Source organism: Paracoccus sp. FO-3 (assembly GCF_006386455.1).
Lineage (GTDB): Bacteria > Pseudomonadota > Alphaproteobacteria > Rhodobacterales > Rhodobacteraceae > Paracoccus > Paracoccus versutus.
Window position 1 is genome coordinate 49267 of sequence record NZ_VCBQ01000001.1, and the last position, 21832, is coordinate 71098.

The 21832-nt window shown below is 64.2% G+C and carries 20 protein-coding genes; 14 read left to right on the top strand and 6 right to left on the bottom strand.

The window, feature by feature from the left end:
* Positions 1-138: 138 nt before the first annotated feature.
* Together FE811_RS00255 and FE811_RS00260 are read right to left on the bottom strand one after the other, a co-directional pair.
* Positions 139-1116 (bottom strand): FecR family protein, encoded by a 978-nt coding sequence (locus FE811_RS00255; protein ID WP_166435374.1) that lies wholly within the window; start codon positions 1114-1116, stop codon positions 139-141.
* Positions 1117-1127: 11 nt separating this feature from the next.
* Positions 1128-1634 (bottom strand): RNA polymerase sigma factor, encoded by a 507-nt coding sequence (locus tag FE811_RS00260; RefSeq protein ID WP_036754846.1) that lies wholly within the window; start codon positions 1632-1634, stop codon positions 1128-1130.
* Between the two features lie 282 nt (positions 1635-1916).
* Between FE811_RS00260 and FE811_RS00265 the strand changes: the two genes are divergently transcribed.
* The 5 genes from FE811_RS00265 (at position 1917) to FE811_RS00285 (ending at position 7752) form a co-directional block, all read left to right on the top strand.
* Complete coding sequence (locus tag FE811_RS00265; protein ID WP_116220533.1) at positions 1917-3947, top strand: TonB-dependent receptor domain-containing protein; 2031 nt, start codon at positions 1917-1919, stop codon at positions 3945-3947.
* A 69-nt stretch (positions 3948-4016) separates the two neighbouring features.
* Positions 4017-5372 (top strand): PQQ-binding-like beta-propeller repeat protein, encoded by a 1356-nt coding sequence (locus tag FE811_RS27285; protein WP_166435375.1) that lies wholly within the window; start codon positions 4017-4019, stop codon positions 5370-5372.
* Between the two features lie 163 nt (positions 5373-5535).
* Positions 5536-5826, top strand: coding sequence for a DUF3649 domain-containing protein (locus tag FE811_RS00275; protein WP_116220534.1), 291 nt, complete (start codon positions 5536-5538; stop codon positions 5824-5826).
* Complete coding sequence (locus tag FE811_RS00280) at positions 5823-7403, top strand: PepSY domain-containing protein (RefSeq protein WP_116220535.1); 1581 nt, start codon at positions 5823-5825, stop codon at positions 7401-7403. Before FE811_RS00275 ends, FE811_RS00280 begins: the two co-directional genes overlap by 4 nt.
* A 1-nt stretch (position 7404) precedes the next feature.
* Positions 7405-7752 carry a DUF3325 domain-containing protein gene (locus FE811_RS00285; protein WP_052095872.1) on the top strand — a complete coding sequence of 116 codons (348 nt, stop codon included), beginning with the start codon at positions 7405-7407 and terminating at the stop codon, positions 7750-7752.
* A 1214-nt stretch (positions 7753-8966) separates the two neighbouring features.
* On the opposite strand, the gene FE811_RS00290 is transcribed toward FE811_RS00285, so the two are convergent.
* Together FE811_RS00290 and FE811_RS00295 are read right to left on the bottom strand one after the other, a co-directional pair.
* The gene (locus tag FE811_RS00290) at positions 8967-9635 is read right to left on the bottom strand and encodes a flagellar hook capping FlgD N-terminal domain-containing protein (protein WP_116220536.1); all 669 of its coding nucleotides are present in this window, start codon (positions 9633-9635) and stop codon (positions 8967-8969) included.
* Between the two features lie 9 nt (positions 9636-9644).
* Positions 9645-10844, bottom strand: a complete 1200-nt coding sequence (locus tag FE811_RS00295; RefSeq protein WP_140846470.1) for a flagellar hook-length control protein FliK — start codon at positions 10842-10844, stop codon at positions 9645-9647.
* Positions 10845-10940: 96 nt separating this feature from the next.
* On the opposite strand from FE811_RS00295, the gene FE811_RS00300 reads away from it, so the two are divergent.
* The 6 genes from FE811_RS00300 to FE811_RS00325 all read left to right on the top strand — a co-directional run bounded on the left by FE811_RS00300 (position 10941) and on the right by FE811_RS00325 (position 14123).
* Complete coding sequence (locus FE811_RS00300; RefSeq protein ID WP_116220539.1) at positions 10941-11189, top strand: hypothetical protein; 249 nt, start codon at positions 10941-10943, stop codon at positions 11187-11189.
* Entirely contained in the window at positions 11186-11500 is a 315-nt protein-coding gene (locus FE811_RS00305) for a hypothetical protein (protein ID WP_116220540.1), read from the top strand. The genes FE811_RS00300 and FE811_RS00305 overlap by 4 nt, the downstream gene beginning before the upstream one ends.
* 164 nt (positions 11501-11664) lie before the next feature.
* Entirely contained in the window at positions 11665-12507 is an 843-nt protein-coding gene (locus FE811_RS00310; RefSeq protein WP_036754856.1) for a flagellin, read from the top strand.
* A gap of 64 nt (positions 12508-12571) precedes the next feature.
* A complete protein-coding gene (locus FE811_RS00315) occupies positions 12572-12940 on the top strand; it encodes a flagellar biosynthesis regulator FlaF (RefSeq protein WP_084197054.1) in 369 nt (122 codons plus the stop codon).
* The gene (gene flbT / locus FE811_RS00320; protein ID WP_084197056.1) at positions 12937-13341 is read left to right on the top strand and encodes a flagellar biosynthesis repressor FlbT; all 405 of its coding nucleotides are present in this window, start codon (positions 12937-12939) and stop codon (positions 13339-13341) included. Before FE811_RS00315 ends, flbT begins: the two co-directional genes overlap by 4 nt.
* Positions 13338-14123 (top strand): DUF1217 domain-containing protein, encoded by a 786-nt coding sequence (locus tag FE811_RS00325; protein WP_116220541.1) that lies wholly within the window; start codon positions 13338-13340, stop codon positions 14121-14123. The genes flbT and FE811_RS00325 overlap by 4 nt, the downstream gene beginning before the upstream one ends.
* Before the next feature lie 1087 nt (positions 14124-15210).
* Here FE811_RS00325 and FE811_RS00330 read toward each other — a convergent pair.
* The gene (locus tag FE811_RS00330) at positions 15211-16140 is read right to left on the bottom strand and encodes a DMT family transporter (protein ID WP_116220542.1); all 930 of its coding nucleotides are present in this window, start codon (positions 16138-16140) and stop codon (positions 15211-15213) included.
* On the bottom strand, positions 16137-16727 hold the full coding sequence (locus FE811_RS00335) for a TetR/AcrR family transcriptional regulator (protein ID WP_116221648.1): 591 nt from the start codon (positions 16725-16727) through the stop codon (positions 16137-16139). The genes FE811_RS00330 and FE811_RS00335 overlap by 4 nt, the downstream gene beginning before the upstream one ends.
* 148 nt (positions 16728-16875) lie before the next feature.
* On the opposite strand from FE811_RS00335, the gene FE811_RS00340 reads away from it, so the two are divergent.
* From FE811_RS00340 to FE811_RS00350, 3 genes are read left to right on the top strand one after another with little or no spacing between them, the layout of a single operon-like run.
* On the top strand, positions 16876-17442 hold the full coding sequence (locus FE811_RS00340) for a TetR/AcrR family transcriptional regulator (protein ID WP_036754860.1): 567 nt from the start codon (positions 16876-16878) through the stop codon (positions 17440-17442).
* 39 nt (positions 17443-17481) lie between these two features.
* Positions 17482-18657, top strand: a complete 1176-nt coding sequence (locus FE811_RS00345; protein ID WP_116220543.1) for an efflux RND transporter periplasmic adaptor subunit — start codon at positions 17482-17484, stop codon at positions 18655-18657.
* A 4-nt stretch (positions 18658-18661) separates the two neighbouring features.
* Positions 18662-21787: an efflux RND transporter permease subunit gene (locus FE811_RS00350; protein ID WP_036754862.1), complete on the top strand. Its 3126-nt coding sequence runs from the start codon at positions 18662-18664 to the stop codon at positions 21785-21787.
* Positions 21788-21832 lie beyond the last annotated feature (45 nt).

Consider the following 21832-nt stretch of genomic DNA (forward strand, 5'->3'; position numbering starts at 1 on the left):
GGCCGGCCGAATGCCGCCCGACACATGCTCGACGCATGAGCCGGCGGCACGCTGAACCCGCGGTTTCGTTTTTCAGGCGCTGGCGGAAGGGCTGGCGGAAACGGGCAAGGGCGGCGCGCCCCGGCCCGGAATGCAGGGCTACATCAGCAGGCTGCCGCCGGGCAGGGGCAGGATGCGGAAACCCACGGCCTCGGCAAGCGCCTCGAGTTCGCCCCTGGGGTCGGCCAGGCTGATGCTGCCGGTGATCGGCCGCCGGGCCAGCGTCTCGCTGGCGAAAAGGATCGCGCCCGCGCCGTGGCGTTGCAGGACACCGGCGACCTCGCGCAGGCTGGCGTCGTAGAAGGTGAAGCGGCCCTCGCGCCAGGACAGCGCGTCGGGCACGTCGACCCGCTGCACCAGCGGGCGGGCGCCGGGCTGCGCGGGGATGCGGGCCTGCTGCCCCGGTTCCAGCATCGCCAGGCTTTGCCCCTGCGGGTCCAGGATCTCGACGCGGCCCTCTTCCAGCGTGACCAGCATGCAGCCGCCGCAATCGCGCACCTCGAAGCGGGTGCCATGCACGCGCACCTCGTTCCCGCCCAGCCGGACCGAGAAGGGGCGCCCGTCCCGCTGGACATCGAAGAAGGCGGCGCCGGAGCGCAGGGTCACGCGGCGGGTGGCGGCGTCCTCGGCATAGTCCAGCGCCGAGCCGCCGTCGAGCAGGGTCCGGCTGCCGTCCGGCAACGCCAGATCCTGCGCCGCACCGGGCCGGGCGACGTGATCGGCCAGCAGCCGCAGCCGCAGGTCGGGCCGCGCCAGGTCCAGCCACAGCGCGGCCATGGCGCAGGCGCCAAGCGCCAGCCCGGCGGCAAGGGGGCGAAACCAGCCCCGGCCCGTCCCTGCCGGACGCTGGCCCGCCGGCCGGATGGGCTGCGTCCCGGCCATGACCGTGCCGCCGACCTCGCCGGCGATTTGCCAGGCCAGGCGCGCGTCGGCAAAGGCGCGTGCCCGGTCCTTGCCGCCCCCGAGCCAGCGGCGAAAGGCCGGGTCGTGTTCCAGCGCGGGATCGGCCACGATCCGCACCACCCAATCCGCAGCCTCTGCCCGGAGTCGTTCCTGCGGATCGGGTCGTGGCAGCAAGGGGGTGGCCCTCATTCGTTGCGAAGATCTTCCAGGGCCTGCGCGCAGCGGGCCACGGCCTTGGCCATGTGTTTTGCCACGTTCCGTTCGGACATGCCACAGATCGCGGCGATTTCCTGGAAGCTCAGCCCCTGGGCGCGGTTCATCAGGAAAAGCCGGCGGGTGGTCTCGGGCAGGTCGGCGATGGCCCTGCGCACCGCATCGCCCGATTGCTGCGCCGAAAGCGCGTCGAAGGCCGGATCCTGCGCCGGCAAGGGGGCCTCGGCCCCGGCCGCATGGGTGCAGCGCACCTTTTCGCGGCGCAGGTGGTCGATGGCGACATTGCGGGCCGAGCGGGTCACGAAGGCGGCGGGATTGCCGCGCAGCTCGCCCGCCCGTTCCCAGAAGCGCAGGAAGACGTCATGCACCAGATCCCGCGCGATGCTGCGGTTGCCGATGCGCCGCGCGATCTGGCGTTCCAGCCGCGCGCCCTCGTCGCGGTAAAGCCGGCCAACCTTGTCACTGTCGCAGGAAGACATCGCAGCAGCCAAACATCCGCATCGGGGTCCGCATCGGGGCAGGAAGAGCGTTCTGGCGAAATGCGCGCGGCGCATCGGCTGACCGGGGCGAGATTAGGCCGTGGCGGGACGGGCTGTCCACCCCTCTGGCCGGCGCCCGGCGGGCCGTTGTTGCAGATCCGATACAGTCGCGCCGAGAAAGCCGACAAAAAAACTCTGCGATCGGGTTCAGTGTCCGCCGCCCTGGTGCGTGAAGCCCTCGTAACAAGGCCGAACGCCGAACAGGAAAGAGGGACCGAACCGATGAGAGGATTGAAGAACACCACGGCCGATATGCTGGGCCGGCTGCCGTTGTGGCTGGCGGTGACGGGGGCGGCGGCCCTGCCCGCCGCGCCGGCGCTGGCACAGGCGACGGCCGAGGACGAGCAGGCGGTGGTGCAGCTCGATACCGTGGTCGTGACCGCGACCGGCCAGGCCCAGGCCCTGCCGGACGCCCCCGCGACGGTGACGGTGATCGACGGCGAGGAAATCAACTCGAAACCCTATGCCACCGTGGCCGATGTGCTGAAGAACGTGCCGGGCGTGATCGTCAGCGCGCCCTCGGGGCGGTCCGGGGCCGAGACCATCTCGATCCGCGGCCTGGGCGAGAGCTATGTGCTGACCCTGGTCGACGGCAAGCCCATCGGCAACTCGCAGGAGGCGACCTACAACGGTTTCGGCTCGGGGCTGGCGATGTCCTATCTGCCGCCGCCTTCGGCCATCGAGCGCATCGAGGTGATCCGCGGCCCGATGTCCTCGCTTTACGGCTCGGCCGCCTCGGGCGGGGTGATCAACATCATCACCAAGCCGATCTCGGATGTCTGGTCGGGCTCGCTGACGCTGGGCAGCAGCCATTACAAGCACGGCGGCGCCGGCGATGCCAACGAGGGGCGGTTCTATCTCAGCGGGCCGCTGGTCCAGGACCGGCTGGGGCTGGCGCTGTTCGGCTCGCGCCATGACCGCAGCAAGGACGAGATGGCCGTCGCGGGCCGCGGCGGCAGCGTCAGCTACCAGTCCCAGGACATCGAGCGCAAGTCGCTGGGCACCCGCCTGACCTGGAAGATCGACGAGACGCAGAACCTGGATTTCGAGACGGTCTATAGCGCGCAGGACACCATCTCGACCCCGCAGGGCGGCGGAACGCCCGGCGGCGTCAGCGTCAAGCGCATGAACTACGGCCTGTCGCACGAGATCACCTGGGGCGACGACTATCGCACCGACAGCTTCCTGACGCTGGAGGATGTCGATTTCGAGAACGGCTCGAACGTCTCGGGCTACGAGATGCTGAACCTGAACACCCGGACCAGCATGAGCCTGGGCCGCCACGACCTGACCTTTGGCGCCGACTGGCGGGACGAGACCACCCGGCACGACCCCGACCGGGTCAGCGTCGATCCCGAGATGACCCGCTGGCAATGGGCGCTGTTCGCCGAGGACAACTTCCACCTGCGCGACGACCTGACCCTGACGCTGGGCCTGCGCTACGACCATAACGAACGCTACGGCTCGCAGGTCACGCCGCGGGTCTATGCGGTCTGGCACGCCAACCCCTCGCTGACGCTGAAGGGCGGGGTCAGCGGCGGCTACAAGACGCCGACGCTGAAACAGGCCGACAGCAACATCTTCGAGCCCTCGGGCGGCGACGGCCGGGCGCGCGACCAGGGCAACACCGCCCTGAAGCCCGAGGAAAGCACCAACTATGAAATCGGCGCGATCTGGGAGACGGCGGGCGGCGTGCAACTGGGGCTGACCGCCTATCACACCCGGTTCAAGAACAAGATCACCACCGAGCAAATCTGCGCCCATGACACGCCGGTTCCGGGCCTGCCGACGGATTGCGGCATGAACAGCCCGACCGATCCGATCAAGTGGATCAACCAATACGTCAACCGCGATGCCGCCGAGCTGAACGGGGTCGAGGCCACGGTGGACTTCACCCTGCGCAACGTCGATGTCTCGTTCAACTATACCTATGCCGACAGCAAGATCACCAAGGGCGACGCCGTCGGCACCGCCTTCAACAACAGCCCGCTGCATGTGGCGAACCTTGGCCTCGACTGGCAGGCCACGGATGCGCTGTCCTTGTGGAGCAACGTCCAGTATCGCAGCGCCACCACCGATACCGGCAGCGGTTATATCCGCGAGCATGCGATCGTCGACCTGGGCGCCGACTATCACTTCAACGACCACGTGATGGGCAGCCTGGCCATCTACAACGTCGATGACAAGACCTTCGACAATACCGGCTACAACGACGGCCGCCGGTTCTACATGGGCCTGACCAGCACCTTCTGAACCACCGGAACCCCCTCCGGCCGCCGCAGCGGCGGCCGGATCATGCCAATCGCAACTTCAGGAGCCGACATGGCTTTTCCCCTTCGCAATGCAGGCCGGGCGCTGACCCTGGCCGCGTTTTTCGCCTCGGCCTCGGGGCTGAGCGCGGAAACCGCTTTCGACACGCCCGCGGATTTCGCCGGCCGCGTCATGTTCTCGGGCCCCGAGCGCGGCGCGATCCATGCCGGCGGCAAGGTCGAGGTCAGCGGCTCGGGCTTTGCCCCGCAGCAGCAGGTCAGCCTGCAACGCGGCAAGACGCTGCTGTCGCCGCAGGACATGCAGGCCGATGCCGAGGGCGGCTTCAGGTTTGCCTTCGACCTGCCCCAGGACGCGGCGGTCGGCCTGCATCCGGTCGTGGTCCAGACCGAAGGCCCGGACACCGCCGGCGTGGCCGAGCTGAAGGTCTCGCCCCAGGTGCCGCTTGCCGGGGCCGAGGGCTATGATATCCGCTCGGCCAAGGTGGGGCCCGGCGTCTACCAGGTCGCCCATAGCGCGCAGAACGGCACGGTTTTCGTGGCCTCCGCCGTGGGCCGGCCGCCCGAGGGCACGTCAAGCATCGCCAAGCTGGACGCCGGCACGCTGGAGGTTCTGGCCGAGGTCAATCCCGGCGATTTCGGCGCCTTCGGCATCGCCGTGGACGATGCGAACGGCACCCTCTGGGTCACGAACACCCGCCAGGACGCGGTCGCGGTCTATGCCCAGGACGACCTGTCGCTGGTCAGGCAGTTCGAGGCGGGCTCGGTCGAAAAGCCGCGCGACGTGGTGATCGACGCCGCGCGCGGCCGCGCCTATGTCAGCACCCATCGCAGCCGGATCGAGGCCTTCGACACCAAGACGCTGGAAAAGCTCGACGGGTTCGAGCTGCAATCCGCAGAGCGCGGCGGGCAGTTCGCCACCATGAGCCTGGCGCTGGATGAAAAGGCCGGCCGGCTTTACACCGTTTCGCTGCGCACGCCGGAACTGGCGCGCATCGACCTGGTCTCGGGCGAGGTGAAGATCCTGGCGCTGCCGGGCGCCAAGACCCCCTCGGGCGTGGATTTCGATCCGGCGACCGGGCGGGTCTTCGTGGCCTCGCAGGGCAGCGACAACGTGATCGCGATCGACGGCGAAAGCGGCGCGGTGCTGTTCGACACGCCGGTCGGCGCGGGCACGCTGAACGTCGCCTTCGACGCCGCAAGCGGGCGGCTGTTCGTGGCCAACCGCGCCTCGGACACGATCACGGTCCTCGATGCCGCCACGGGCGAGATCAAGGCCAACCTGGATGGCGGCTCCTTCCCCAACCACCTGGTCGTCGCGCCGGAAGGCACGGTGTTCTCGGTCAACAAGGCGCGCGGCAAGGACGATCCCGAAGGCGACCGCCTGACCCGCATCGCGCCCAAGGCGTGACCGCAAGGCGCGGTATCCCTGCCGCGCGCGGTCCCCGGTCTCTGCCCCGTCCCTCTGGGGGCAGAGACCGCCCCGTCCCGTCACCCAGTATCCCGGACCCCATCCATGCCCGCCAACGCCCAGCCCTTCGCCCGTTGCCAGCCCCCGTCCCGGCAGGGGTGCCATGCCTGAGCCCGTTTCCCGGCAGCGGCTCTCGGTCGCCTCGCGCAGCCTTGCCGCCATCCTGGGCGGCTACCTGGCCGCCAATCTCTTCGTGCCGGCCTTTGCCAGGCTGGTGCCGATGCCGCCGCGCGACGCCGCGCAGCTGGCGTTGATGCTGTCCTTCGTCGTCTTCGCCGCGGCCTCGGTCTGGGCCTTCGCCTGCCGCAGCGCCGCACGGGCCTGGGCGGGGATCCTGGGCGCCGCGGCGCTGTTTGCGCTGGTCGTCGCGACCCTGCCGGGGGGTGGCGCATGAAGAACGGTTTTCGCCAGTCGATGGCCTGGCTGCATACCTGGACCGGGCTGCTGCTGGGCTGGCTGCTCTTTGCGATCTTCCTGACCGGCACCATCGCCTATTTCCGCAGCGAGGTGACCTATTGGATGCGCCCCGAACTGCACGGCTCGGTCCAGGGCGCCGACCCGGCCGGGCTTGCCCTGGCCCGCCTGGCCGAGGTCGCGCCGCAGGCGGCAAGCTGGAACATCACCCTGCCAGACGAGCGCAGCCCGGTGCTGGCGCTGTCCTGGGCCAAGCCGGGCGAGCAGGCGGGACGGCGCGGCGGCGAGACCATGGTGATCGACGCCGCCACGGGCGCGACGCTTTCGCCGCGCCCGACGGCGGGGGGCGAGTTCCTCTATCGCTTTCATTTCGAGCTTTACGGCCTGCCGCGCAGCTTCGCGCGCTGGATCGTCGGCATCGCGACCATGGCGATGTTCGTCGCCATCATCAGCGGCGTCATCACCCATAAGAAGATCTTCAAGGAGTTCTTCACCTTCCGCCCCGGCAAGGGCCAGCGCTCCTGGCTGGACATCCACAACATGACCGCGGTGCTGGCGCTGCCCTATCATGTCATGATCACCTTTTCGGGGCTGGTGCTGTTCGCGGCGACGCTGATGCCCTTGGTGGTGGACCGCCCCGCGCCGCGCGGCCCGGCCCCGCAGGCATCCGCCGTTGCCGCGCCACCCCCGCAGCGGGTGCTGCCGCAACTGGTCCCGCTGGCGCCGCTGCTGGCGCGGGCCGAGGCGGCCTGGGCCATGCCGGTCGGCCGGATCGGCATCGAAAAGCTCGACGGCCCCCGGCCCGAGATCGTCCTGGTCCCGCAACGCAACTCGGTGCTGACGGTGCAGAGCGGCTCGGGCGCGAACGGGGTCGAGCGGATGCGCTTCGACGGGCTGAGCGGGGCGCTGATCGAACAGACCGGCCGGCCGGAGGCCTCGGCCACGGCAAAGGTGAACCACGCGCTCGGCGCGCTGCATCGCGCCCGCTTTGCCGATACCGCGCTGCGCTGGCTGTTCTTCGTCGCCGGCCTGGCCGGGACCGTCATGGTGGGCAGCGGGCTGGTGCTGTGGGTGTCGAAACGCGCCGCCAGGCATTCCCGTACCGAGCGCCAGCCCCGCGGGCTGTGGCTGGTCGAGCGGCTGAACATCGGCGGCATCGCCGGGCTCACGCTGGCCACGGCGGGCTATTTCTGGGCCAACCGGCTGATCCCGGCCGATGCGCCGGAACGCGCGCTGCTGGAGATCCGCGCCTTCTTCCTGATCTGGCTCGCCGCGGCGATCTGGCCATTCCTGCGCCCGCCCGCGAAAGCCTGGAGCGAGCAGCTTGGCCTTGCCGCCTTGCTGCTTCTGGCCCTGCCGCTGCTGAACGCGGCGACCGGCCCGTCCAGCCTGTTGCAGGCGATGGGGCAAGGGAACTGGGTGCTGGCCTCGGTCGATCTGATGGCGATCCTGTGCGGCCTTGCCTGCGCTCATGCCGCCTGGAGGGCCCGGCCCGGACGGGTGAAGGCACCGAAGCCACGCGCCCGCGTCCAGGCCAGCCAGGTTCCGGGAGAGTAGGATGCTGGTCTGGCTGTCCCTTGTCCTTTGCTACCTGGCGTTCCTTGCGCTGGCCCTAGCCATGCCGCGGCACCACGAGCAGCTGCGCGGCCGCAAGCCCGGCCGAGGGTTGGTCTGGCTGCTACGGATCACCGGCGCGGTGCTGTTGGGCCTGTCGGCCTGGCCCGCGCTGATCTGGTGGGGAAACCCCGCTGTCGCGGTTTCGTCCTGGCTGGGCATCCTGTCCGTGGCGGCCTTCGCGGTCGCGATGATGCTGACCTATGCCTCCGGCTGGTGGCGAACGACCCTGGCCGGGGCGGGGACCGCGGCAATCCTGCTGCTGGTCCTGCCGGTATTTTTGCATCCGTGACCTGCGTATCGGCATTCATGACCCGCGCGGTCGCCCGCCGCTCGGACCGCCCGTTTTGCTGGTAAGGCGGGGATAGAGCCGGGTTTCCTTGGCATTTCCCTGGTGGCCCGGCGCGCCATCCGCGCGGCTGCCGGCCCCGGCTCCTGCCCAGGCATCTGTCATCATTTGCACGCGGGCCCCACCCCAATAGCGGCAGTTTACATTAGCAGCTGTCTAGCAGGCTGCTGAAAAAATCCGTGCGACAGGAGAGCTTGGGCCGGGAACCGGGAAATCCGCCTCAATTCTGCCGGAAATGCCCGGTTTTCAGGCTGATCTTCGCCGAATCCAGAACGAATTCCGCCACGACGCCCTGTCAGGGCCCTTTCTCCGCAGTCTGCTAGCGGTGTTGCTGGCGGCCGGGCGTGTCATGACCTGCCGCCGCTTCCGCGGGCTCACGCCCCCCGGCGTTTCGAGGCGACCCGGACGTGCAGTTGCCTGGAACGCGGGCCCCGGCCGGCCTGATGAGCCTGGCTCAAGCCTGCCAGCGGGGTTCGCGCCCTCCGTCCTGACGAGGTAGCCGGGCGGTCAGGCGGTCGTTGTCGTGGCAGGGGCGGCGACAAGACCTGATGCTGCTATGCCTTGATGCCGGCGCGCCCGTCGTCCTATAGCCGATATGGCGGAACCGTGCCGTGGCTTGTGTGCGGATGATGGCCCGCACTTCGGTTTGCTTTACCGGGCGCCATCAAGGCGATCGTGAAGCAAGCCTTTTGTCGTGTCCGACGGCAAATATGGAAATACTGCGTTCCCCCGACGGCTATAGAATTTCGTTACCTCCGTGGAATCTCCTCCAATACCAAGGCGAACTGTCAGAACGTGTAAGTTTAAAGCAGCCTCCGGTCTGGCTTTGCCGCCGTGAAACTGCCGGTTCACGTTACAAGAAGCGGAAGAATCCATGCGGGTCGAATTGGTCCCCACGCCACCCGGCGTGCCGTTTTGCACTGCAAATCCGGCGGCCGGAATTGCGAGTAAAAGGTCATTTTCCTCGTATCCGTGGCATTTTTTGCTCAAGTCGCATGACATGGGTTTCACCGCCTAGCAGTTGCTGAATATCGATCGCGCAACATGTCTCCGGGAAAAGTGGGTGGTCCAGATACTTCGCCGACCTTTGCTGCGAGACAGGGCGACTCCCTGCGATGAAACGCTGTTCTGTAAACCGGATAGCTGATCGAAGCAAATCATTCCCGCAGGCCGCTGACCTGATCGACTCTTGCAGATCCGCCGCCTTTCAGGACCAGTTCGGCGCCGTTTTGGGTCAATTCGATCCCGGTCACGCGACTATAGGATTCGACATCGCGCAGGGTCACGCTGCCGTTGCTGCTCTCTTCCTCGATGCGGAAGGTGTAAAATCCCGCAGGGAGTGAAGTGCCATCCGCATATCGACCATGCCATTCAGTCTCCCCAGACATTGATCCTATGGTTTGTCGTAGCACCTCTTTGCCCTGTTCATTCAGCGTAACGAGCGTAGCACTTTCGCCATTCGCGCTTCTGTCCGCCGCCAGTATCAAGGAGGATCCGTCGAACCATACAGGAGCATTCGTTCTCACCTCCCGGCCTATCCAGGTCGAAAGCTGACCGATCTCCCCTCCATCGATATTGCCCAGGAGTTGCGTCAGAAGCAGGTTGGTCTGAACCTGCTGTTCAACCCCGGAAAATGTCGCAAGCTGCACGGCAAATTCCGTGTTCTCCATTGGATTAAGCGGATCCTGGTTCTTGATCTGCGTCGTCAGCATCTTCAGGAACATTTCGAACTGGTTCGTGGAGCTGGTTTCGCTGGATCCTTTTGAAGATTGGAGGCTTCTTGCATCAATTCCGTCAACCGCAGAAGTTGTATTGATAGTCACCATCTCTTTCCCCTAGATCCTGATATCAATTCCGGTGTTCATCAAAGTTGCAGCGGTTTTAACTGGGTCTGCATTTTCCAGATATTGTTGCGGCACTGATTCTAGCAGAGAATCAGGCTCTCTTGCCGGAAAATTGTTTTGCGAACTCCATTCCTCCTCGCCATCGGAGAATGAGATATCTGCGCCCGAAACCCCCGCGTCACGAAGCTCCTTTGAGAGTAGATCTATGTTTCTCCTCAGCAAATCGAACGTCTCTGGCCGTTCGGCAAGGATCGTTACAGCCGGATTGTCGCCCGGTGATATCAGCATCCGAACTTTCCCCAATTCTGCCGGATCAAGAATAACCTCGACCCGCGCAGCAACCTGCGTAGGTGTAACTTCTCGCCCTATTTGGCGTATAACTTGGCGTGGGTCAAAGCTCGAGGTCTTGAAGGCTCTTTCAGCATGGCCACCTTCATGAGAGGTTGGAGCCTTTATCTCATAATCCTTTAAAGGGATTGCATCTTGACCCTCGTTACTCATATGAAAATCCCTCATGGTTGTGCCGGCGAAGGGTTCGGATAAGCTCTCCCTTACGATCGGGTCGGATTTTGAAAATGCCGCAACATTCGGTAGAGGTGTAACCTTTATGAGATCGTGTTCCTTGTGGCCGTGTAGAGAGCCTTCATCGGCAGAATCTTCAAAAAAAATACCGCCAAATATATTTTTGAGAGTATGACCATTGCTCGACATGCCTGCGTAGGTGCTGAGGCCTCGTTCCGAGAGCTCATGATGCAGGATCTCTGCTCTCCCCGGTTTCTGATCGGCGTATTCGAAGAAATCCGATACCATTTCCACCCATTCGCTTTCCTCCACCAACGGCTCTGCTGTGATTTGTCTCTCTCCGGCGGCACCGATATGGTCCGAACTGCCGAGAGATAGCTGATCGGCTGCAACGGTCGGATCGGCGGCCAGATCAAGAACCGAACTGTCGGCCGTATCATCTGCATCGGCAAGGATATCTTCATCGTCGGATGCGGTGGAATGGACGGGCGATTCGATCGGCTCCGCCGTGGGGTCGTCTTGCAGCTGGACGCTGAAAAATCCTGAAAAATCAATTGTTTTGCAAGCGCTTAGCCGAACCACATTGTTGCACTGCACGCCAAGCGGCGCAGCTGCTGCTTGGTGACATGTAAAACCCACATCCACTTGGATCCCCTCTGTGCCGATCAAGTTGCTGCCAGATTGGCATAGCAAGATTACCAAATATTTACTTATGCCAGATAAAGTCACCCGTTGTTGAAACTTTTATTCAGAAAAGAGCCTGACATGGAGAGAGTTCTGGCAGCAGGAACCGCCCGCACGACAACCCGACCGAAACCGAGCGTCGTCGATGGACTCGAGCAGGCATTTCTTGCGGAAATGCTGAAGCACGCCGGACCCGGACAGCCGACCGGTGAGTTCGGCGGCGGCATCGGCGAATCGCAATTTGCAAGCCTGTTGAACGATACCTATGCGGAAGCCATCGCGGAACGAATTGATCTTGGATTTCAACGCCGTAGAGAGGGGATCAAATGACAAAAGCTCTATATTTTCTCCAACAGGCGAGAGAAGATCTTCTGGCATTCCAGGCCGATTCGGCCCTTGTGAAAATGCAGGAATTTGAAGTGCTTGTTCACTCTGGCGCGATGCCAAGGGACAGGGTTGCAGAAACTGCCGAACTGCTGCGCGACATTCTGTCCCTCGCCAGTGCTGCCTGCGACGGTGTGGCGGCCGCGCAGCGGCAGCTTGCCGAGATCGCAGCCTTGTCGCGCCACCTGAACACCTATGATCGCCAGGGCCGCAGGATCGGCAATCCTATTTCTTCACCGCATGATAGAAGATTTTGAGTAAACTTTTCTGTAGTCTTTGATTGCCTGGGTCGCCTGGTCAGGAGTTTATTCAGGAAGGGCGGATAGATCGAATGACGTGACATAGTCATCGGGTCCGTCCCGTAGGTCAGAAGGCCTCTTGCACTAGAAACGGGTAAACCACCCAGGAATGGAGATTGAAGATGTCCAGCATTCTGACCAATAATGGCGCGATGGTCGCGCTGCAAACCCTGAAAGGGATCAATGCGAATCTGACGAAAGCCCAGAATGAGATTTCGACCGGAAAAAAGGTCGCCAACGCACAGGACAATGCTGCGGTTTGGGCCATTTCGAAGGTCATGGAATCCGACCAAGCAGTCTTCAAGACGCTTCAGAGCAACCTGAATCTTGCTGCGGCGGTGGTGACGACTGCGCGGGACGGTGCTGAAGATATCCGTGATTTGCTTGATGAAATGAGAAGGCTGGCAAGCAGTGCCGGCAGTGATGCGAACGATTTTGCGACTGTGAACGAGCAGATCGTGGAGAAAAGGAACCAGATTATTTCGACGATTGACGGAACCCAGATGAATGGGGTCAATCTGCTCAAGACCAACCCGATCGGTACTGCGACATCCTTCAGCGTCTTGGCGTCCTTGGACCGGACAGCGGGTACAGCTGTAACCACTGCGCAGACGATTACGGTCAATTCTGTGGACTTCGAGGCGGATATTGAAGGCGCTACGATCACGACCATTACGGACAGCACCACGGCACGAACCGCGGTTGGTGAAATCGAGGCGTTGCTCGACATCGCGAAGACAGGGGCAGCAGAACTTGGTACGGCCGCCAAGCGGATCAACGATCAATCGAATTTCGTATCGAAGCTGGCCGATTCGCTGACTGCCGGCATCGGTGCGCTGGTGGATGCCGATATGGAGGAAGCGTCAGCCCGTCTGCAGGCGCTGCAGACCCAGCAGCAGCTTGGGGTGCAGGCGTTGTCGATCGCCAACCAGGCGCCGCAAACGATTCTGTCGCTATTCCGATAATCTAGCAAGGGCGCCCTGTGGGGCGCCCTTCGTTCCAATATAGGTCTAGAATGGGTCTCCTGACGTGAAGCTTGCAAATTTTCAAAGCACTGACACGAATTTTGGTTCGCGGCATGTTCGAACAGACAGGGATAATGAGTATTTTGCGTTTTCCCAGGTAACGCAAAAGCTCAAGAACGCAACTAAAATCGATGATCGTTATGCGATGATAGAGGCGGTAAACGCCAGTAGCCAGCTTTGGACTGTCATAGCTGCCGATCTTGCCCATGAGGAAAACAGTCTACCTCCAGAGGTAAAGGCGGGCCTGCTATCGCTTGCTTTTTTCTCTCTCAAGCAAGGCCGTCGTATCCTGTTGGAACGCGCCTCTGCTGAGCCGCTCATAGAAATAAACATCAGAATAATGAAGGGTTTGCGAGGGGACATGAATTCATGACAGGCCTTGTTCTCAAGCTGGCTCCTCGCGAAAGAATTCTGGTGAACGGTGCCGTAATAGAAAACGGCGATAAGCGTTCCAAGGTATCAATTCTTACGCCGAATACCAGTATCCTTAGATTAAGAGATGCCATACATCCAGATTCTGTCAACTCTCCGGTTTCGAGGATATGCTATATCTGCCAACTCGTTCTCACCGGAGATGCTCTTGAGGATGAGGGGCGAAGGCAGGTTCTCTACGGTATAGAGCAGTTGTCTCAAGTTTTTCGTGATCTGGACAGTGGCAGTTTGCTTGATTTCGCCTCCAATGCAGTAATTGAAGGGGATTACTACGGGGCCTTTAGGAAGCTCAGACTGCTTATTCCAAGGGAGTCAAGGTTAATGGCCATAGGTAAGCCATGAGTTATAATGTTCAGGTGGGATCGGGAGGGTATGTGGGCTGGAAGATTCTTGAGCGTACGATGGTGAAGCAGCGTAGCGCTTTTCTCAAGAGTCATGACATAAGGGTTTCCAAGGATTATTTTCAGCAGAACATCCAAAACATTAAGACTGCCGAAGAGCTGGTCAATGACAGAAAACTGTTGGTGGTCGTGCTGCGTGCCTTTGGGTTGGATTCTGACGTTAACAACAAGTTCTTTTTAAGAAAGGTTATTGAATCCGATCCTGCCGATAAGGGTAGTTTGGTAAATAGGCTTGCAGATAAGCGTTACCTTGCCCTGAATCAGGGTTTGGCGCTCCATTTTTCGTCGGAGGGGCAAGGTGCTAGGGTTGATGTCGGTGCAATTATTGAAAAATATGAGTCGAGATCATTCGAGAGGAATATCGGGGAAAGGCATGCAGAAATTGAGCTGGCGTTGAACGCGCAGCGAGAATTGCTAAATATTGCGACTTCAGATGCAAGTGAAAATACGAAATGGTATCAAATTCTCGCGTCTAAGCCTCTGCGCCAGGTGTTTGAAGGGGCTTATGGTATTGGAGCCGGATTTTCCTCTCTTTCCATTGATAGGCAGCTTTCGGAGCTGAAGGTGAGAACCGAGAGACTTACCGGAAGCAATAGCGTGAGCCAGTTCGAATCAGGCGATGGTCTTGATCTTGTTCTCAGGCATTTTCTTTTGCGTAGCCAGATGAGTGTGTCATCAGGGAGCTCTCGTTATGCCAATGCCCTTGCCTTGTTGAGAGCATAGGCAGCTATTCTGTAATATTTTACGTTAAGAAATGGGAAGACGTGCCTGTGGGAGTTGTCCTTGCTTGATCTCGACTGATACCCGAGAGCGCAAGCTTGAAGCCCAGAGGGCGCAGCTGCGGGTGGCCATCGCCATTGCGACAGAGCCACCTGTCCTGCGACGCCATCTCGGCCTCAGGGAGCTTACCGGGTCCAGATCACTAACTTCGTTACCGTTCTGTTCCCCTTGGGCATTAAGGTGGAAGCCATGGCCGCGCTGCGCAGCTTGATTTCGTTGGATCCACATGTGCGCGGACGGAGATGCGGGTCGAACTGGAAGGCGAATCCGCGGGTGTTCTTGCGGGGGGAGATGACCGCACCAGAACCTTACAAGCGGAAGGGGCTGGTCGCTTGCAGGTTGGAAAGAATGGTTGCGCACGCCCTCTGCCGGTCTTGCCGATCCCGCTCCGGCGGTACCGTTCGAATGCTCGGCGGTGTCGGTGCGAGAGAAGCAATCGGCCGCCGAGGATTATCGGAGTGTCGAAACCCGCTGCCCTCGGCGACAACGCCAATGGTCGCGACGTGGTGTACCCCTGGGATAAACGGCGCCAGGCTTCGGGAGGAGTTCCTTGATTCGTCCTGGCAAATGCTCGACCCGCATTTCGGTCTTGGCAGTCTTGGAGCAGGATCTGTTCTGCCTGCTGTGGGGAGCGCGGCGACATTAGGTGCGCCGATCAGGTATTCAGCCAGCATTTTCTTTCGGGATGGCTGCGACCGTGGCGCAGCGGAAAACCCGGCAGGTGCCTCCGCGCCTTGTGCAGCACCGGCATTGCGGTGGCACGGGTTCGAGCCAGGTCGCGCATCGCGTTCGGCACCTATGCGAAGTCAACCGGCGCCGCGCTTGGTCAGCATCACCTTGGCGATTGCTCTTTTCCAGGGGCAACGGAGGTGCGACCAGGGCGCGCTCCTGCCTCGGCTTGACAGGCGGGCGGTGTCGGAACGGCGCTGCCGGGGGCCGATGCGATGGGCGGGGGCGATCCCGGCCGATGGGACAGCCGCGAGGCATCAGGGGGTCCGGTGCCGGTTACAAGCCCGGCCATGGCGGGTTTTCATGCCTTCTGCGCGGTGCGGACCGGGCGTATCTTCAACCTGACCGGCACGGTGATCACCACCAGGCAGGAGACGACCAGCACCACGCCGATCCAGCCAAGCGCCGGCAGGCGCTCGCCCACCACCAGGATGGCCAGCATCGCCGCCACCACCGGCTCGATCAGGGTGATCGTCGTCGCCATGCTGGCGGAAATCCGCGCCAGGCCGATGCCGAAGCAGACATAGCCCAGGAACATCGGCACCAGCGCCATGTAGATGCCCACCGCGGCATTCCCCCACGAGGCCAGGAACGGCCCGCCGCTCGCGACCAGCACCGGCATCAGCAGCAGCCCGCCGATGCCGAAGGTCGCGCCCATCGCCACGCGCGAGTGGATGCCGCGCAGCATCAGCCGCCGCGCCGTCCAGGAGTAAAGCGCATAGGTCAGCCCGCCGACCAGGCCGAGCGCGATGCCGAGCAGGGTCGCGCCCTCGCCGGCCTGGTGTCCCGCATCCTCGGCCAGGCACAGCAGCACCATGCCCAGAAGCCCGATCGAGGCCCCGGCCAGCCAACGCCGCGACAGCCGCGCGCCGTCGAAAAGCCATTCGATCAGGGCCGACAGCAGCGGTGCCGAGCCGATGGTCACCACCGTGCCGATGGTCACCCCGGCCAGGCGCATCGAGGCGTAGAAGGCCAGCGGATAGATCGCCACCGCCAGCCCGCCAGGCAGCAGGTTGCGCCAATGCCGTGCCAGTTCCGGCAGGGCGCGGGCGATGCGCCCGCCGGCCAGCAGCGCCTGCAGCAGCCCGCCGACGCCCATCGCCGCCGCGCCGATGGCGGCCGGGCCGACCTCGGGCGCGAAGGTGGCGGCGGTGCCGGTGGTGCCCCAGACGACCGAGGAGAACAGGACCGCGGCGACGCCGATGCCGTGATCCCTGGACGGGCTGCTCACAGCGCCTCCAGCATGTCCGAGGCCATGGCGCGGGCCTCGTGCACCAGGGCGCTGGTGCCTTCCAGCCCGGCGCGGGCGATGGCCCCTTCCAGCAGGAAGGAGAGCTGCTGCGCCAGCCGGGCCGCGCGGTCGGGATCATCAGGCAGCAGTTTGGCCAGGGGCGCGGCCAGCAGGGCTTCGACCTCTTCCTTGTGGCGGCGGACGGCCTGGCGGCCGATGTCGCCGGCGGTCAGTTCGGCGGCGGCGTTCAGCAACCCGCAGCCGCGAAAGCCGCGCTCGTATTCATGCTCGGCATGGTCCTGATAGGCGTCGAACACTGCCAGCACACGCGCGCGGGGCGTTTCGGCATCCCGCGCCCGAGCTTCATGGAGGCCCAGCCATTCCTCGTGCCGCGCCTGCAGATACTGGTTCACCAGGTCGGCCTTGGAGGAGAAGTTGTTGTAGAGGCTTTTCTTCGCCACCCCGGCGCGCTCGACGATGGCGTCGATGCCGGTCCCGCCGATGCCGTTGTTGTAGAACAGCACGGCAGCCGCCTTGAGCAGCCGCTCGCGCGCGCTTTCCGGCGCTGGGGGCTGGGGAGCTTCCATCATCGCCTCCACGAAGTAGGTAGGTCGGTATACCTATGGCTGGCCCGGCGAGTCAAGCAGGGCTTGCGGCATCCGACGCGGAGAAGCGGTTGACAGGAGAGGGTCAGAATTATAAACGAACGACCGTATTGAAATCTTGGTGGTGGATATGGGACGCAAGCGCACGATTGACCGCGACGAGTTGATGGGCGCCATCGAACGGGTGGCGCGGCGCTCGGGCATTGCCGGGCTCAGCATCGACGCGGTGGCCAGGGAGGCCGGGATCAGCAAGTCCAGCGTGGTCTATGACTGCGAAAGCAAGGCCGGGCTGCTGGCCGCCTTCATCCGCCACAAGATGGCCCAGCACCGGGCGCGATTCGCCGAGGTGCGCGCCCGGCACGAGGGCGAGCCCAATGCCCGGCTGCGCGCGCTGATCGACGAATATCGCCGGGTTCCGACCGACGAGGAACTGGACATGGCGCTGCTGATCAGCGCCAGCATGGGCGAGCATGCCGAATGCCGCGAGATCATGCGCGAGGTGCTGGCCGGCGATGCCGAGGCGGTCGCGGCCGAGGCGGCCGACCGGCGCCGGATGCTGATGGCGCTGCTGACGCTGCACGGCATGGCCTTCCTGGAATATTTCGGCTTCCACCGCTTCGACCAGGAAACCCGCGATGAGATCCTTGATGAATTGATGGCGGTCGCGGAAAGCGACCCCGGCACAGCCGGAGACTGACCCCTCCCCCCAACCATTCAGCCCTCCCAGGAAAGAACCATGACCATGAGACTGTCTCCCGGCCTTTGCGCCGGGCTTGTGCTTTGCTGCCTGACGGCGGCCGCCCCGGTGGCGGCGCAGCAACTGCCGCCGCCCCAGGTCAGCGTGCAGGTGATGACGCCCGAGGCGTTGCCGGTGGTGAACGAACTGCCCGGCCGAGTCGCCGCGACCCGCATCGCCGAGGTGCGGCCCCGCGTCGGCGGCATCGTGATCGAGCGCGTCTTCGAACAGGGCGGCAAGGTCGAGGCGGGCGATGTGCTTTACCGCATCGACCCGGCGCCCTATGACGTGCGCGTCGCCAGCGCCCAGGGTGCGCTGGCCCGCGCCGAGGCCACCGCGCTGAACGCCGCCGACCAGGAAAAGCGCGCCCGTGCCCTGCGCGAGCGCAAGGTGACGGCGGGGGTCGACCTGGACAATGCCGCCACCGCGCTGGCCCAGGCCCAGGCGGATGTCGCCATTGCCCGCGCCTCGCTGCAAGAGGCGCAGCTGAACCGTTCCTATACCGAGGTGACTGCGCCCATCGCCGGCGTGGTCGGCCGCGCGCTGGTGACCGAGGGGGCGCTGGTCAACGCCCAGACCGACATCATGGCGACGATCCAGCAGCTCGACCCGGTCTATGTGGATTTCACCCAGTCCTCCTCGGAGCTTTTTGCGCTGCGCCGGGCCCTGGCGGCGGGGCAGCTGGCGATGATGTCGGCCGACGAGGCGGCGGTGCGGCTGATCTTCGACGACGGCAGCGAATATGCCCATCCCGGCAAGCTGCTGTTTTCCGAGGCGAGCGTGGACAGCTCGACCGGGCAGATCACCCTGCGCGCCGAGTTCCCGAACCCCGAGGGCGAGCTGCTGCCCGGCCTTTACGTCCGGGTGCGGATCGAGCAGGCCATGCGCGACAACGCCCTGACCGTGCCGCAGATGGCGGTGCAGCGCGACCAGTCGGGCCAGGCCTATGTCTATGCGCTGAAGGATGACGAGACGGTCGAGCGCCGCGACGTGACCCTGGGCCAGACCACCGACAACCGCTGGCTGGTGGAAAGCGGGCTGGAGCCGGGCGACCGCGTCGTGGTGCTGGGGGCGCAGAAGCTTTACCCCGACGCCAAGGTGGTGGCGCAGCCGGTCGAGGCCCCCAGGGTGCCGGCCGGCGCCGCCGCGGCCGCCGAAGCGCCCGCGCAGGAGTAGGGCGATGGCACGGTTCTTCATTCACCGGCCGGTGCTGGCCTGGGTGATTTCCATCTTCATCGTCATCGCCGGCGTGCTGGCGCTGCCGATGATGCCGGTCGCGCAATATCCGCAGGTGGCCTGGCCGCAGATCACCATCTCGACCGCCTATACCGGCGCCGCGCCGGGCGAGATCAACCAGGCGGTCGCCCAGCCCATCGAGGACGAGCTGAACGGCGTCGAGGGGCTGGCCTATTACGAATCGGTCTCGGACAGTTCCGGGGCCATGTCGATCACCGCCACCTTCGAGCCGGGCACCGACATCGCCCGCGCCCAGGTCGACGTGCAGAACGCCGTGGCGCGGGTCGAGCCGCTTTTGCCGCAAAGCGTGGTCGACCAGGGCGTGCTGATCGAAGAGGCGGGCACAGGCTTCCTGATGATGGTGGCGCTGACCTCGGACGACGGCTCGCTGGACGACATCGCGCTGGGCGATTACCTGAACCGCAACGTGGTGGGCGAGATTCGCCGCATCGAGGGCGTGGGCCGGGCGCAGGTCTTTGCCCCGGAACGCGCGCTGCGCATCTGGGTCGATCCGGCCAAGATGACCGGGCTGAACCTCAGCTCGGCCGAGATCGTGGCGGCGGTGCGGGCGCAGAACGCGCAGGTGGCGGCCGGCAAGGTCGGCGCCGACCCGAACCCCATCGGCCAGCAGCTGACTGCGACCGTGCTGATCAAGGGCCAGCTCGACGACGTGGACGAGTTCGGCAAGATCGTGCTGCGCGCCAATCCCGACGGCTCGACCGTGCTGCTTCGCGACGTGGCGCGGCTGGAAGTGGGGGCGGAAAGCTACAGCTTCGCCTCGCGCATCAACGGCAAGCCGGCGGCGGCGCTGGGTGTCCAGCTGTCGGCCACCGGCAATGCGCTGAACACCTCGGAAGCGGTGCACCAGAAGATGGAGGAGCTGTCGCAGTTCTTCCCCGAGGGGGTGAGCTATACCATCCCCTACGACACCACCCCCTTCGTCGAGGCTTCGATCGAGAAGGTGCTGCATACGCTGGTCGAGGCCATGGCGCTGGTCTTCGTGGTGATGTTCCTGTTCCTGCAGAATTTCCGCTATACCATCATCCCGACCATCGTCGTGCCCATCGCGCTGATGGGGACGGTGGCGGTCATGCTGGCGGCGGGGTTCTCGATCAACGTGCTGACCATGTTCGCCATGGTGCTGGCCATCGGCATCCTGGTCGACGACGCCATCGTGGTGATCGAGAACGTGGAACGCATCATGGCGACCGAGGGCCTGCCGCCGCGCGAGGCCACCGAAAAGGCCATGGGCCAGATCTCGGGCGCCATCGTCGGCATCACGCTGGTGCTGGCGGCGGTCTTCGTGCCGATGGCCTTCTTTCCCGGCTCTTCGGGCATCATCTATCGCCAGTTCGCGCTGACCATGGTGGTGTCGATCCTGTTCTCGGCCTTCCTGGCGCTGACGCTGACCCCGGCGCTTTGCGCGACCTTCCTCAAGCCGATCAGCGGCCATCACGAAAGGAAGGGCTTCTTCGGCTGGTTCAACCGCAATTTCGACCGGCTGACCGACCGCTATACCGGCGCGGTCGGGCTGGTCACGCGGCGGCGGCTGGTGATGATGGCTTTCTACCTGGTGCTGGTCGGGGCGACGGCCATGGGCTTCCTGCGCCTGCCCTCCAGCTTCCTGCCGAACGAGGACCAGGGCTTCATCATCGCCGACATCCAGACCCCGGCCACGGCCAGTTCCAACCGCACCGACGAGGTGCTGGCCCAGGCCACGCAGATGTTCCAGCAGAACGAGGCGGTCGAGAATACCGTGGCGATCCGCGGCTTCAGCTTTTCGGGGCAGGGGCCGAATGCGGGGCTGATGTTCGTCACCTTCAAGGACTGGGCCGAGCGCGAGCAATCGGCGCAGGACATCGCCAATGCCGCGAACATGCAGATGTTCGGCTATCAGGACGCGCAGGCCTTCGCACTGTCACCGCCGCCGATCCCCGGCTTCGGCGCCACCGGCGGCTTCAGCTTCCGCCTGCAGGACCGCGGCGGGCAGGGGCAGGAGGCGCTGCTGGCCGCCGCCCAGCAGATCATTGCCCAGGCCCAGGAAAACGGCATCGCCACCGGGCTGCGGATCGAGGGGCTGCCCTCGGCCGCGCAGGTCTTCGTCACCATCGACCGCGAAAAGGCCAATGCCTTCGGCGTGACCTTTGCCGACATCTCGGCGACGATCTCGCAATACCTCGGCTCGGCCTATATCAACGACTTCCCCAATGCCGGGAAGATGCAGCGCGTGGTCATGCAGGCCGAGGAGGACTCGCGCATGCAGGCCGAGGACATCCTGGCGCTGACCGTGCGCAACGCCAATGGCGGGATGGTGCCGTTTTCGTCCTTCGCCAGCGTGGCGTGGGAACAGGGGCCGTCGCAGGTCGTGGGCTATAACGGCTATCCGGCGGTCCGCATCGCCGGCGCCGCCGGGCCGGGCTACAGTTCCGGCGCCGCCATGGCCGAGATGGAGCGGCTGGCGGCCGAACTGCCGCAGGGCTTCGGCTACGAATGGACCGGGCAGTCGCTGGAGGAGATCCAGGCCGGCAGCCAGGCGACGCTGCTTTACGCCATGAGCATCCTGTTCGTCTTCCTGCTGCTGTCCGGGCTTTACGAAAGCTGGTCGATCCCGCTGTCGGTGATGCTGGTCGTGCCCCTGGGTGTCCTGGGCTGCGTCGTCGCGGTCATGCTGCGCGACATGCCCAACGACATCTATTTCAAGGTCGGGCTGATCGCGATCATCGGGCTTTCGGCCAAGAACGCCATCCTGATCGTCGAATTCGCCAAGGATCTGCGCGACGAGGGCCAAAGCCTGATCGAGGCGGCGGTGACGGCGGCGAAGCTGCGCTTCCGGCCGATCCTGATGACCTCGCTGGCCTTCACGCTGGGCGTGGTGCCCTTGGCCATCGCCACCGGACCGTCGGCGGCCAGCCAGAACGCCATCGGCACCGGGGTCATCGGCGGCATGGTCGCGGCCACGGTGCTGGCGGTGTTCTTCGTGCCGGTGTTCTTCGTCTTCGTGCTGGGCCTGTTCAGCCGGGCGACCGGCCGCCGCGAGTCCGCGCCCATCCGCGGCGATACGGCCGCTTGAGTCGCGCCGCAGCCCATGGCAGGGGCGGTTGACGACCGTCCCTGC

What these genes read in the sequence shown, in the direction of transcription:
- FE811_RS00260 (WP_036754846.1), bottom strand. Translation starts at nt 1,634, where the DNA reads ATGTCTTCCTGCGACAGTGACAAGGTTGGCCGGCTTTACCGCGACGAG.
- FE811_RS00265 (WP_116220533.1), top strand. Translation starts at nt 1,917, where the DNA reads ATGAGAGGATTGAAGAACACCACGGCCGATATGCTGGGCCGGCTGCCG.
- FE811_RS27285 (WP_166435375.1), top strand. Translation starts at nt 4,017, where the DNA reads ATGGCTTTTCCCCTTCGCAATGCAGGCCGGGCGCTGACCCTGGCCGCG.
- FE811_RS00275 (WP_116220534.1), top strand. Translation starts at nt 5,536, where the DNA reads ATGCCTGAGCCCGTTTCCCGGCAGCGGCTCTCGGTCGCCTCGCGCAGC.
- FE811_RS00280 (WP_116220535.1), top strand. Translation starts at nt 5,823, where the DNA reads ATGAAGAACGGTTTTCGCCAGTCGATGGCCTGGCTGCATACCTGGACC.
- FE811_RS00285 (WP_052095872.1), top strand. Translation starts at nt 7,405, where the DNA reads ATGCTGGTCTGGCTGTCCCTTGTCCTTTGCTACCTGGCGTTCCTTGCG.
- FE811_RS00290 (WP_116220536.1), bottom strand. Translation starts at nt 9,635, where the DNA reads ATGGTGACTATCAATACAACTTCTGCGGTTGACGGAATTGATGCAAGA.
- FE811_RS00300 (WP_116220539.1), top strand. Translation starts at nt 10,941, where the DNA reads ATGGAGAGAGTTCTGGCAGCAGGAACCGCCCGCACGACAACCCGACCG.
- FE811_RS00305 (WP_116220540.1), top strand. Translation starts at nt 11,186, where the DNA reads ATGACAAAAGCTCTATATTTTCTCCAACAGGCGAGAGAAGATCTTCTG.
- FE811_RS00310 (WP_036754856.1), top strand. Translation starts at nt 11,665, where the DNA reads ATGTCCAGCATTCTGACCAATAATGGCGCGATGGTCGCGCTGCAAACC.
- flbT (WP_084197056.1), top strand. Translation starts at nt 12,937, where the DNA reads ATGACAGGCCTTGTTCTCAAGCTGGCTCCTCGCGAAAGAATTCTGGTG.
- FE811_RS00325 (WP_116220541.1), top strand. Translation starts at nt 13,338, where the DNA reads ATGAGTTATAATGTTCAGGTGGGATCGGGAGGGTATGTGGGCTGGAAG.
- FE811_RS00335 (WP_116221648.1), bottom strand. Translation starts at nt 16,727, where the DNA reads ATGGAAGCTCCCCAGCCCCCAGCGCCGGAAAGCGCGCGCGAGCGGCTG.
- FE811_RS00340 (WP_036754860.1), top strand. Translation starts at nt 16,876, where the DNA reads ATGGGACGCAAGCGCACGATTGACCGCGACGAGTTGATGGGCGCCATC.
- FE811_RS00345 (WP_116220543.1), top strand. Translation starts at nt 17,482, where the DNA reads ATGACCATGAGACTGTCTCCCGGCCTTTGCGCCGGGCTTGTGCTTTGC.
- FE811_RS00350 (WP_036754862.1), top strand. Translation starts at nt 18,662, where the DNA reads ATGGCACGGTTCTTCATTCACCGGCCGGTGCTGGCCTGGGTGATTTCC.